Origin of the sequence: Pseudomonas zanjanensis (assembly GCF_014268745.2) — a bacterium.
GTDB lineage: Bacteria > Pseudomonadota > Gammaproteobacteria > Pseudomonadales > Pseudomonadaceae > Aquipseudomonas > Aquipseudomonas zanjanensis.
On record NZ_JABWRB020000002.1, the window covers coordinates 164,094 to 176,386 of the forward strand.

The 12,293-nt window shown below is 61.2% G+C and carries 8 protein-coding genes; 2 read left to right on the top strand and 6 right to left on the bottom strand.

The features are described from left to right. Window positions 1–16: 16 nt before the first annotated feature. Complete coding sequence (gene yjiA, locus HU715_RS16530; RefSeq protein ID WP_186709856.1) at window positions 17–985, top strand: GTPase; 969 nt, start codon at window positions 17–19, stop codon at window positions 983–985. Between the two features lie 140 nt (window positions 986–1,125). Here the strand turns inward: yjiA and HU715_RS16535 are convergent, their stop codons facing one another. The 6 genes from HU715_RS16535 to HU715_RS16560 form a co-directional block, all read right to left on the bottom strand. Next, window positions 1,126–1,818, bottom strand: coding sequence for a GntR family transcriptional regulator (locus HU715_RS16535; protein ID WP_186709784.1), 693 nt, complete (start codon window positions 1,816–1,818; stop codon window positions 1,126–1,128). A gap of 22 nt (window positions 1,819–1,840) precedes the next feature. Continuing rightward, on the bottom strand, window positions 1,841–2,545 hold the full coding sequence (locus tag HU715_RS16540; protein ID WP_186709786.1) for a FadR/GntR family transcriptional regulator: 705 nt from the start codon (window positions 2,543–2,545) through the stop codon (window positions 1,841–1,843). A gap of 58 nt (window positions 2,546–2,603) precedes the next feature. After that, window positions 2,604–3,917 (bottom strand): C4-dicarboxylate transporter DctA, encoded by a 1,314-nt coding sequence (locus HU715_RS16545; protein ID WP_186709788.1) that lies wholly within the window; start codon window positions 3,915–3,917, stop codon window positions 2,604–2,606. Window positions 3,918–4,278: 361 nt separating this feature from the next. After that, window positions 4,279–4,809 (bottom strand): hypothetical protein, encoded by a 531-nt coding sequence (locus tag HU715_RS16550; RefSeq protein WP_186709790.1) that lies wholly within the window; start codon window positions 4,807–4,809, stop codon window positions 4,279–4,281. Window positions 4,810–5,016: 207 nt separating this feature from the next. Further along, window positions 5,017–6,270 (bottom strand): serine hydroxymethyltransferase, encoded by a 1,254-nt coding sequence (gene glyA, locus HU715_RS16555; protein ID WP_039593914.1) that lies wholly within the window; start codon window positions 6,268–6,270, stop codon window positions 5,017–5,019. 227 nt (window positions 6,271–6,497) lie between these two features. Continuing rightward, window positions 6,498–10,346, bottom strand: coding sequence for a sensor domain-containing protein (locus tag HU715_RS16560; RefSeq protein WP_186709792.1), 3,849 nt, complete (start codon window positions 10,344–10,346; stop codon window positions 6,498–6,500). A 271-nt stretch (window positions 10,347–10,617) separates the two neighbouring features. Here HU715_RS16560 and ettA point away from each other — a divergent pair, with 271 nt between their 5' ends. Beyond that, the gene (ettA, locus tag HU715_RS16565; protein WP_186613001.1) at window positions 10,618–12,282 is read left to right on the top strand and encodes an energy-dependent translational throttle protein EttA; all 1,665 of its coding nucleotides are present in this window, start codon (window positions 10,618–10,620) and stop codon (window positions 12,280–12,282) included. Window positions 12,283–12,293 lie beyond the last annotated feature (11 nt).

A 12,293-nucleotide genomic window follows, 5' to 3' on the forward strand; every position in this document is an offset into this window, starting at 1 on the left:
AAACAGGAGAATCATGTTGTCCTCTCCCATCCCGGTCACCATCCTCAGCGGCTTCCTGGGCGCCGGCAAGACCACGCTGTTGCGCCATCTGCTCAAGGCCGAACACGGCCTGAAAATCGCCGTGATCGAGAACGAGTTCAGCGATGCCGGTATCGACACCCAACTGCTGGGCAACGAGCCGGTGCAAGTCATGACCCTGGCCAACGGGTGCGTGTGCTGCACCATTCACACCGACCTGACAAAAGCCCTGTACCTGTTGCTCGAGCGGCTGGACAGCGGCGAAATCGCTTTCGATCGCCTGGTGATCGAATGCACCGGATTGGCCGACCCGGCCCCGGTGGCGCAGACTTTTTTCATCGACGAGGACCTGCGCGAGCGTTATATCCTCGACGGCATTCTGACGTTGGTGGATGCCGCTCACGCCGATATCCACCTGACCCAGGCCATCGCCCAGGCTCAGGTCGGGTTTGCCGATCGCCTGCTGCTGAGCAAGACCGACCTGGTGGACGCCGCCCAAGTCCAGGCCCTTGGCGACCGCCTGACACGCATCAATCGGCGGGCGCCGATCCGGGTGGTCGAGCACGGCCAGATCGACTTGGCCGAGTTGCTCGACATTCGCGGCTTCAACCTCAATGCGGACCTGGGCGCAGGGTTCAGCCTGCGACCGGTGGGCAAGGCCACCCCGGGCGATCGCATCAGCAGCCTGGTGTTGCGCACCGACAAGGCGCTGGATATCGACAAGCTCAGCGAGTTCATGAACCAACTGCTGGAAGAGCACGGCAAGCAACTGCTGCGCTACAAAGGCGTGCTGAACATCGCGGGCGAACCCCGTCGACTGGTGTTCCAGGGCGTGCTCAAGTTGTACGGTTTCGATTGGGACACCGAATGGGCCCCCGACGAAGCCCGGGAAAGCGTGATCGTGTTCATCGCCGACGAACTGCCTGAAGAGAAGATCCGCGCCGGATTCGAAGCGGCGCTACTTTGACTATGCCTGCGTTCGTCAAAACGTCTGCCTGAAGCGCTTTTCGTGGCGAGGGAGCTTGCTCCCGCTCGGTTGCGCAGCAACCGCCAAAAAGCGAGGGCGGCTACGCCCCCCAGCGAGAGCAAGCTCCCTCGCCACCACCGCTATTTGATCAGCAGTTTTTGCTCCAGATGGTCCAGGTGCTCGTCCATCAGCCGCACGGCTTCGTTGACGTTGCGACCTTCCACGGCGTCGACGATCGCCAAGTGTTCCTGCCAGGCGCAATGTCGGCGCGACTTGACCTCGTGTCGCGCCAGGGCCAACGAGGTCAACGGCACCAGGCTGCCGAGAAATTGCAGCAACGGCGCGTTACCGGCCATGGCGGCCAGTTGCAGGTGAAACTCGCCGGACAGGCGTATCGCCGGGCCACGCTCGCCGCGGTCCAGGCAGTGCTGTTCCTGTTTCACCAGATCCCGAAGACGTCGTAGATCCTGCGGTCGTGGCGCCTGGCAGGCCAGGCGCACCAGCGTCTGCTCGGCCAGGCGGCGAGCGTGGAGGATCTGCCGGGTCTGCTCCAGATCTGGCGCGGCGACCTGGGGGCGGTGGTTGGGGCGCAGTATCACCACTTGCTGGTGGGACAGGCGAGCCAGGACGCGGCGAATGATGCTTCGGCTGACGCCGAACACATCTCCCAGGCTTTCCTCGGTGAAGCGGCTGGCCGGGGCAATGCGTTGTTCGAGGATGGCGTCGAAGATCCGCGGGTAGATATCGTCCACCGACGGTTTGCCGATCCGGTCGGGCAGGGGCAGGGCGGCAAGTACGTTGCGGTTATGTTGATGGGAAACGAGAGTGTTCATGGCGGTCTCCGCAGGCCCAGGCTCAAGTGCCGAGGCTGTCGTCCGGAATATTCAATTCGATGCCCATGCGCTGGCCTTCCCGGAGAATGTGCCGACGCATTTCGGCGCTGGCCTGGGCGCTGTTCTTGCCACGGATGGCACGGACCACGGCTTCGTTTTCTTCCAGGCGTTCGGCCAGGTGTTCGGGCGAGTTGCGCAACACATCGGCGCTTTGCTTGAGGGCGTTGCTGGTCTGCTGGACCACGCTCTGGAAGATCGGGTTGGACGTCAAGGCAAACAGTTCTTCATGGAAAGCGATGTAGGCGTTGGCACAGGCGTCGCTGTCATTGGCTTCCAGGGCTTCGCGCATGTCCATGAGGGTCAGGCGCAACTGGCCGACTTCCTTGCTGCTGATGGACTGGGCCACGAGGCCGACGATGAAGGGCTCCAGGGTGTAGCGCAGTTGCAACAAGTCTTCCAGGCTCGCGCCGGCCATGGCGCTGCCTTCACTGACGGTATCGTTGAGATTGGCCTCCAATACCACGACGCCTTTGCCGGGCATCGAGCGCACCAGGCCCAGCGTCTCCAGGACGATCACCGCTTCACGCAGGCTGGGCCGGCTGATGCCCAGTTGCTCGGCCAGTTCGCGCTGGCCGGGCAGCATGTCCCCCGAGCGCCACTGGCCCCGGGCGAGGGCGGCGCGGAGTTTCTCCACCACGGAATTGACGACAGTCGATGAGCTGATCACATGTGACTCCTTGGAAATCAACAGGCGATGCCGGCTCGCGGGCCGGCATCGCCGTCTTTCAGAATTGCTGGTGATGGGCGCTGCCCACCGGTTTTCTGGGTTGGAAGGTATAGCCTTGTTGGCCGGACAGCACCTTGCGCGCGCGAGGAACATCGATGTCTTTCTCCCAGCGGGCAATCGCCACGGTGGCCACGCAGTTGCCAATCAGGTTGGTCAGGGCCCGGCCAATACCCATGAACCAATCCACGGCCAACACCAGCACCAGGCCCACCACCGGGATCGCCGGGATCGCGGTCAGCGTCGCCGCCAGGATTACCAAGGCCGAGCCGGGAATGCCATGGGCGCCCTTGGAAGTGATCAGCGACACCAGCAGGATGGTCAACAGATCGCTCAGGGCCAGGGGTGTACCGGTGGCGTTGGCAATGAAGACAATCGCCAGGGTCAGGTAGATCGAAAAGCCATCCAGGTTGAACGAGTAACCGGTTGGAATCACCAAGCCCACGGTGGAGCTGCCGATCCCCAGGTGTTCGAGCTTGCGCATGATCTGTGGCAGCACGGCATCGGACGAAGCGGTACCGAGGACGATCAGCAGCTCTTCGCGCAGGTATTTAAGAAACGGCAGCATCGGCAGGCCCGATGCGCGCATCACCAGACCGAGGATCACGGCGACAAACGCGATGCAGGTCAGGTAGAACAGGCCGACGAGGCTGCCCAGGTGCTGCAGCGAGTCCAGGCCATATTTGCTGGTGGTGAAGGCAATGGCGCCAAACACGCCGATAGGGGCCAGGCGCACGATCATGCCCATGATGCGGAAGATCACGTGGCTGAGTTCGTTGATCAGCCGTGAAATACCAGAAGCGGCGTCACCGACGAGGTTCAATGCACTGCCGAACAGCACGGCGAACAGCAGCACCTGCAGGATATTGTTTTCCGCGAACGCTCCGATCACTGAGGTCGGGATCAGGTTCATCAGGAACTGCGTAGTGGTGACCAGGTGCTGGCCACGCTGGGCGATATCGTTCACGTCCGTGCTGGAGAGCTGCTCCAGGTGGATGTTCGCGCCGCTGCCAATGCCGGTGCTGAAGGCAAGGACCAGGCCGATGACCAGGGCGATGGTGGTAAGGACTTCGAAGTAGATGACCGACTTGAGGCCGATGCGTCCGACCTTCTTGAGATCACCGGCGCCGGAGATGCCGCTGACCACCACGCAGAACACGATCAGGCCGATGAGCATCTTGATCAGCTTGATAAAGCCGTCGCCGAGGGGTTTGAGCTGTGCAGAGTATTCGGGAAGGGTAAGCCCACAGACGATGCCGAGCACCAGTCCGAGGACAACTTGAAGGAAGATCGACCGCGAGCACCATTTGAGCATGGGAGGGATTCCTGGTTCGGTGTCCTTGTTCGCCAGAGGAGCTGGCGTCGGGACTTCATTATTGTGGTCTTACCGGTTTGTCCAGTGCAGGCGCAGTCTAGGCGCTGTTTTCGCGGGTATGCAAGCCCGATGGTGATGGTTTGGCTTGACCGGTCTTACCAGTTGCGATGAAAGCCCTGTGCTTGAGCCATTCCCAGGTTGGAAAAAATTTTGCCGCCAGATGCCTAAATGGATAACGAGGCGATACACAAGACTGTGGCGAGGGAGCTTGCTCCCGCTCGGTTGCGCAGCGACCGCAAAAATCTTGGGGCTGCTGCGCAGCCCAGCGGGAGCAAGCTCCCTCGCCACAGGGGATAATGGGTCAGAGAATACTTAGAATGAACGTTACTTTTGATTGTTCTTCCGTCTCGGCAAGATAGAGATAAGGCGAACCGCGCAGTCTTAAGCCCCCTACATATTTTTTATTGGCGGTCATGAGCGAAACGCGGGTGTGGCCGGATTTAATGTTTTCCGGCGAGATGACATTCTGTTGAACGTCGATAAGGGTGAAAAGCGTCGGCTCCTGAGTATTTGGGTCTTTTGCGCCAAGCACTTCGAGTAAACTTTTGCCAATCAATTTGTTGTAGTGATCGCCAGTGTTTTTTATGGTCAGGAGATAGCCACCCGCCGTATGCCGGAAATGCAATCGCAAGGGTTCGCCGCGGGTCCTGGGGTCTTCGGCGCGCATGCCAAGCAGGTGTGAGTGATCTTGGGTCTGGGGTCTGCCGGTAAAAAAGCCACCGCTGAAAGCACTGATGGTCGCCATTGCGGGGTTGCCATGCAGCCTCCCCAGCAGATTGACGTGAGCGCTGAACATATCAAGGGTTGCATGAAAAGAATGTTCACTGTCCATGTGAATATTGACTCCTGTATTGATTAATGAAGTTCGGGGTGCGGCGAGCTGGATCTTATTGAGTTATTAATGGCTTGTGGGATTATCTGTATTACAGGGCGTTAATTGCTTACTGGTGTTAGTTGTTTGATCGTGAGTTTTACACGCCAATAAAAAAGGCCCGCATCTTTCGATGCGGGCCTTTTTGGCTACGCGTTGGCGAGCTAATTAAGCGCCGTATACCGGCAGCTTCTTGCAGATCGCCTTGACCTTCTCACGCACGGCGTCGATGACCGCTTCGTTGTTCAGGTCCGCCAGGATGTCGCAGATCCAGCCGGCCAGTTCCTTGCACTCGGCTTCCTTGAAGCCGCGAGTGGTCACGGCCGGGGTGCCGAAGCGCAGGCCCGAAGTGACGAACGGCGAGCGTGGGTCGTTGGGTACCGAGTTCTTGTTGACGGTGATGAACGCCTTGCCCAGCGCCGCGTCGGCGTCTTTGCCGGAGATTTCCTGCTTGATCAGCGAGAGCAGGAACAAGTGGTTTTCAGTGCCGCCGGACACCACGTCGAAGCCGCGCTCGATGAACACGCCGGCCATGGCCTTGGCATTCTTCACCACTTGCTGCTGGTAAGCCTTGAACTCAGGTTGCAGGGCTTCCTTGAAGCAGATCGCCTTGGCTGCGATCACGTGCTCCAGCGGGCCACCCTGGGCGCCCGGGAAGACGGCGGAGTTCAGCTTCTTCTCGATGTCGGCGTTGGCACGGGCCAGGATCAGGCCACCACGTGGACCGCGCAGGGTCTTGTGGGTGGTGGTGGTGACCACGTCGGCGAACGGCACCGGGTTCGGGTAGACGCCTGCGGCGACCAGGCCGGCAACGTGGGCCATGTCGACGAACAGGTAGGCACCGACCTTGTCGGCGATCTCGCGGAAACGCGGGAAGTCCAGGACCTGGGAGTAGGCGGAGAAACCGGCCACGATCATTTTCGGCTTGTGCTCGAGGGCCAGGCGCTCGACTTCGTCGTAGTCGATCAGGCCGTTGCCGTCGATGCCGTACTGGACGGCGTTGTACAGCTTGCCGGAGGAGGAAACGCTGGCGCCGTGGGTCAGGTGACCGCCGTGGGCCAGGCTCATGCCCAGGATGGTGTCGCCGGCCGACAGCAGCGCCAGGTACACGGCGGCGTTGGCTTGGGAGCCTGCGTGTGGCTGGACGTTGGCGTAATCGGCGCCGAACAGTTGCTTGGCGCGGTCGATGGCCAGTTGCTCGACCACGTCGACGTACTCGCAACCACCGTAGTAGCGCTTGCCTGGGTAGCCTTCGGCGTACTTGTTGGTCAGTACCGAGCCTTGAGCTTCCATCACCGCGGGGCTGGTGTAGTTTTCCGAAGCGATCAGCTCGATGTGCTCTTCCTGGCGCTGAGCTTCTTGCTCCATGGCGGCAAAGAGATCGGCGTCGTACTTGGCAATAGTCAAATCACGGCTGAACATGGCGGTCCTCAAGGATCGGGGCAGAAAAGGGGGGCATTCTACCTCAACCGGTTTTGGAAGGCATATGAAAGGGCGTCATGTCTTGGACGAATGGGTTTCACGCAGGGCTCAGCGTCGCCTGTACCAGCCTCATCGCGAGCAGGCTCGCTCCCACATTGGACCCTGCGTACACATAACCTGTGGGAGCGAGCCTGCTCGCGATGAGGCCAGTCCAGACACTAAAAATCTCAGTCGAGCATGAACAACGCATCATTGCTGAACTGCGCTTCGAACCGATTGGCCGGCATCGGCCGGCCGAACAGGTAACCCTGGACTTCGTCGCAGCCGTGTTCGCGCAGGAAGTCCAATTGCTCGTGGGTCTCGACGCCCTCGGCGATCACCGCCAGGTTGAGGCTGTGGGCCATGGCGATGATCGCCCGGGCGATCTGCGCATCCTGCTCGCCGGAGGGTAGGCCGTCGACGAAGGTGCGGTCGATCTTCAGCACGTCGATGGGGAATTGCTTGAGGTAGTTGAGCGACGAATAACCGGTGCCGAAATCATCGACGGCAATGCTCAGGCCCAGGTTCTTCAACCCGGCGAGGATCTGCATCGCCTCGCTGACTTCGCGCATCAGGATACTTTCCGTCAGTTCCAGCTCCAGGCAGGCCGGCGGCAGGCCAGTGCTGTGCAGGATATTGGCGATGCGCGTGCCCAACTGGCCGTCGGAGAACTGCCGGGCGGAAATGTTGACCGAGACTTTCGGCACCCGGACCTTGGCCTGGTGCCAGGTCCTGAGCTGCCGGCAGGCTTCGGTGATGACCCAGTCGCCGACGTCTACCACTAAACCGAGTTCTTCGAGCACCGGGATGAAATCCCCCGGCGGCACCAACCCGCGTCGCGGATGGCGCCAGCGCAGTAGGGCTTCGGCGCCAGTCAAACGTTTGCCATCGCCGCTGAACTGCGGCTGGTAATACAGCACGAACTCGTTCTGCTCCAGGGCATGACGCAGGTCACTTTCCAGTTCCAGGCGCTCCAGGGCGCTGGCGTTCATGTCGGCCTGGTAGAACTGGAAGTTGTTCTTGCCGCGTTCCTTGGCGTGATACATGGCCGTGTCGGCGTTCTTCATCAACTGGCTCAGCTCGTTGCCGTCCTGGGGACTCAGGGCGATGCCGATACTGGCGGTGACGAAGAACTCACGGCCTTCAAGCACGAAGGGGCGGACCAGACTGGCGAGGATCTGCTCGGCCACGTTGATGGCCCGGTTCAGCGCCATTTCACGGCTGGCGCGTGGTTGCAGCAGCAGGGTGAACTCGTCGCCGCCCATGCGCGCCACGGTGTCGTCGTCGGCGACACAGCCGAGCAGGCGCGTGGCCATTTCCTTGAGCATCCGGTCGCCGGCGGCATGGCCGAGGGAGTCGTTGATCGGCTTGAACCGGTCCAGGTCGAGGAACATCAGCACGACCCAGGTCTTCTGCCGTTCGGCCGATTGCAGCGCGGTGTGCAGGCGATCCTGGAACAGCGTGCGGTTGGGCAGGTGGGTCAGGGCATCGTAATAGGCCAGGCGATGAATGCGCTGCTCGCTGGCCTTGCGTTCGCTGATGTCGCTGAAGAAACACACATAGCTGGCCAGGTCGCCTTCGTCATCCAGCACCGCGGTGATGCCGACCCAGGCAGGGTAGTGTTCGCCATTGCGGCGCTTGAGCCAGACTTCGCCTTCCCAGGTGCTGTGCTGTTGCAGTTGCTTGAGCACGTAGCGCAGGTGGGCTTCCTGCTGGTCGTCCACGGTCAGCATGTTGGGCAATTGGTCCAGCACTTGCGACACGGCATAACCGCTGACGCGACTGAAGGCTTCGTTGGCCTGGACAATGTAGCCAGCCGGGTCGGTGATCAGGATCGCCGAGGTCGAATGCTCGAAGACCGTGGCGGCCATGCGCAGGTCTTTTTCGGCGCGACGTTGCTGGCTGATGTCACGGCCCACACCCAGTACGCCTTCGAACGCGCCATGTTCATCCCACACCAGCACCAACCGCAGCTCGATGGGGATCTTGCGCCCGTCGGCACGCAGGCAGTCGAACAGGAACAACTGGGTCTGCATCTGGTTGCGCAGCTCGGCCAGTTGCGCGGGCTTGTCGAGGGCCTTGCTGACCCGGTCCATCAGGCTGTAGATGCCGGTCAGTTGTTGCGGGTTGGCGATGATCGATTGCCAGCCGTTCTGGAAAATCCAATCGGCGGTGTAGCCCAGCACCGCTTGCACCGACGGGCTGACATAGTTGAGCGAAAGCTTGTTGTCGGTGGAGAAAATCACGTCGCTGATGCTTTCGGCGAGCATCCGGTAGCGTTGCTCGCTGTCGCGCAGCGATTCGCTGGCCTCGATCTGCTCGGTGACGTCCTTGGCCACGCCGATGATTCGCGTCACCTGGTTATGCCGGTCGCGGGCCAGGGCCTGTTCGCGGATGTCGAAACAGCGCCACTTGCCATTGCGATGACGAAAGCGCAACTGGCATTGCAGCAACTGCGTGTAACCGCCCCGCCGTTGTTCCTGGCGCAGGTTGTGGTAGTGATCGGCGTCGTCGCTGTGCAGCAGGATTTCCCAGAAGTACTCGCCCATCTGGTGCAGTTCGGTGCGGTCGTATCCCAGGGTCTGGCCCAGGTGATGGTTGCTGAAGATCATCCGCTGGCTGATGACGTCCTGCACATAGAGATGGTCCGGCACGGTGCGCACCACGTCGGACCAGAACCCCTCGCGTTCGAGCAGCGAGAGCTCGATCAGCTTGCGGCTGGTGATGTCGCTGATGCTCAGGATGACCGCGTTGTAGTCGTGCTGTTTTTCCGGCAGGCGCAGCACCAGCCACAGGTGCTGGTCGCGACCGTGGGCGTCCTGGAGCTTGATCTCCAGTTCCAGTTGCTTGTGTTGATCGAGCAGCGCTTCGAGCAGCTTCGAGCCGACGGGGTTGTTGTCCTGCGCACCCTTGCCGACCAGCAACTGCCAAGCCTGGTCGCAGGAATCGACGTTGAGCAATTTCAACGCCATCTGGTTGACTTCGGTGACGTGAACTTCCTGGCGCAGCTGTTCGAGTTGGTGAGTGGTTTGTAGCCAGGCGCGCAATTGCTCGCCCGTGTGCAGGCCGGCTCGCTCGAAAAAGGCCTTGAGCCCCGACAGGTCAAGTACGCACAGGGCTACGCCGGTGCCTTCGAAAATATCCTGGTAACGTCGCCGCCCCTCGTGCAACTGCCGCTGGCGCCGACGCATGTTCAACAGCGCGATCACCGGCAACAACGAAAACGCCAGGCCCAGCAGGCATTTGCCGATGAAGGCCGGCAACAGTTGTTCGATCACCTGGCGGCGGTCGAACAGCCCCCGCAGTTGCCAGTCGCTGCTGCTCAGGGGCACGGTCAGTACGGTGCTTTTCAGGTCATCCGGCGACAGATGGGTCGGGCTGCTCGAAGGCAGGCTCTCGTCGCGGCTGATAATTTGCTGGTTGAGACGGTTCTCCACCAGCCATAGGGGGCGCAGCCCCACATCGGCTTGCTTGGTCAGGGTGGCGAAAAAGTTCGGGGTCAAGCGCAGGGCCCAATAGCCACGGCCGCTACCGCTGGCCTGGTGCAACAATAGATGCACCACGGAGCCGTCTTCGGCATTGCTGAAATAATGGGCCTGGGCCCGGCTGCGTCGCACCAGTTCGCTCAGGTAGTCGGCATCGTGGCTGTTGGCATCACTGTCACTGAGCACCCGGCCGGAAGGGCTCAGCAATGCCAAGCTGCGCAGCTCGGGGAGCGACTGCTGGAGTTTGTGAACCAGGGCCTGCTGCTCGTCGATACTTTGCGGTTGTTCGACGATCGGTAGCAGATTGAGGGCGATTTGCGCGTTCAAGGCCATGTTCAGGCTGACCTGCGCGGCGAGATCGGCGGTGTAGTCGATGGTGTACTGGCGCTGTTGCTGCTGGGTTTCGCGCAGTTGGTCGAGCAGTTGCCAGAACAGCAAGCCGAGCAACAGCAGCACCAGCGTGGCCAGCGCACCCTTCAATGTCCCGCGCAGGGGCGAGCCGGGCACGACAGCGGGTGCGCGAGGGGACAGGGGCGGAGTGACGTTGGACAAGCTGTAATCCTGCGTTTTGCTGGACTGGCGCGACGTGCACTATAAGCCGGACGCCCGAAGGGCGGCTAGCATGCCTTGACTTGTGGCAAAGTGCCAGCCCTGGGCGGCTGGACCTTGACCGACGGTTGAGGTAGCTTTGCCGGTCAAACAAGAGCGGTCCAGCTCCAGATTCCCAGGCTCTATTCGCCCGCAGGCATTGATGATCGTCAAGAGCCCGCGCCGCGCATGGCCTGGCTCGTTCTTTTCACCTGTCACTGACGCTAGGTTCACCATGGCTCAATACGTCTTCACCATGCATCGGCTGAGCAAAGTTGTTCCGCCGAAGCGGGAAATCCTGAAAAACATTTCTCTGTCCTTCTTCCCTGGCGCCAAGATCGGCGTGCTGGGCCTCAACGGTTCGGGTAAGTCCACGCTGTTGAAAATCATGGCCGGCGTCGATAACGAATTCGACGGCGAAGCCCGTCCGATGCCGGACCTTAACATCGGCTACTTGCCGCAAGAGCCACAGCTGGACCCAACCAAGACCGTGCGTGAAGTGGTCGAGGAAGCGGTCAGCGTGATCAAGGACGCCCAAGCGCGTCTCGACGAGGTCTACGCCGCCTACGCCGACCCGGATGCCGATTTCGACAAGCTGGCCGCCGAACAGGCCAAGCTCGAAGCGATCCTGCAGGCCAGCGACGGCCACAACCTCGATCGCCAGCTGGAAGTCGCCGCCGATGCGCTGCGCCTGCCGGCGTGGGACGCGAAGGTCGAACACCTCTCCGGTGGTGAGAAGCGCCGCGTGGCCTTGTGCCGCCTGCTGCTGTCGGCACCGGACATGCTGCTGCTCGACGAACCGACCAACCACCTGGACGCCGATTCCGTCGCCTGGCTCGAACACTTCCTGCACGATTTCCCAGGCACCGTGGTGGCGATCACGCACGACCGTTACTTCCTGGACAACGTCGCCGGCTGGATCCTCGAACTCGACCGCGGCGCGGGCATTCCGTACGAGGGCAACTACTCGGGTTGGCTGGAAGCCAAGTCCGATCGTCTGGCCCAGGAATCCAAGCAGCAGTCGGCCCACGAAAAAGCCATGAAGGAAGAACTGGAGTGGGTGCGCAAAGGCGCCAAGGCCCGCCAGTCCAAATCCAAGGCACGTCTGCAACGCTTCGAGGAAATGCAGTCCCAGGAATTCCAGAAGCGCAGCGAAACCAACGAGATCTACATCCCGGCCGGTCCGCGCCTGGGTGACAAGGTCATCGAGTTCAAGAACGTCAGCAAGGGCTACGGCGACCGCGTGCTGATCGACAACCTGTCGTTCTCCATGCCCAAAGGCGCCATCGTCGGTGTGATCGGTGGTAACGGCGCGGGTAAATCCACGCTGTTCCGCATGTTGATGGGCAAGGAAACCCCGGATTCGGGCAGCATCGAGATCGGCGAAACCGTGCAACTGGCCTGCGTTGACCAGAGCCGCGAAGACCTGGACGGCAGCAAGACCGTGTTCCAGCAGATCTCCGACGGTTCCGACCAGATCCGCATCGGCAATTATGAAATCCCGTCGCGCACTTACGTGGGCCGCTTCAACTTCAAGGGCGGCGACCAGCAAAAGTTCGTCAAGGACCTGTCCGGTGGTGAGCGCGGTCGCTTGCACCTGGCGTTGACCCTGAAGGAGGGCGGCAACGTCCTGCTGCTCGACGAACCGTCCAACGACCTCGACGTCGAAACCCTGCGTTCCTTGGAAGAAGCCTTGCTGGACTTCCCGGGCGCCGCCATTGTGATCTCTCACGATCGGTGGTTCCTCGACCGCGTGGCGACCCACATCCTGGCGTACGAAGACGACTCCCAGGCGGTGTTCTTCGAGGGCAACTACACCGAGTACGAAGCCGATCGCAAGAAACGCCTCGGCGAAGCGGCCGCCCAGCCCCATCGCGTACGGCACAAGAAACTGGCCTGATTCGGTCGGTT

Bases quoted from the DNA above. Each gene is read 5' to 3' on its own strand.
- HU715_RS16535 (WP_186709784.1), bottom strand. From the start codon at position 1,818: ATGAACACTCTCGTTTCCCATCAACATAACCGCAACGTACTTGCCGCC.
- HU715_RS16545 (WP_186709788.1), bottom strand. From the start codon at position 3,917: ATGCTCAAATGGTGCTCGCGGTCGATCTTCCTTCAAGTTGTCCTCGGA.
- HU715_RS16550 (WP_186709790.1), bottom strand. From the start codon at position 4,809: ATGGACAGTGAACATTCTTTTCATGCAACCCTTGATATGTTCAGCGCT.
- glyA (WP_039593914.1), bottom strand. From the start codon at position 6,270: ATGTTCAGCCGTGATTTGACTATTGCCAAGTACGACGCCGATCTCTTT.
- ettA (WP_186613001.1), top strand. From the start codon at position 10,618: ATGGCTCAATACGTCTTCACCATGCATCGGCTGAGCAAAGTTGTTCCG.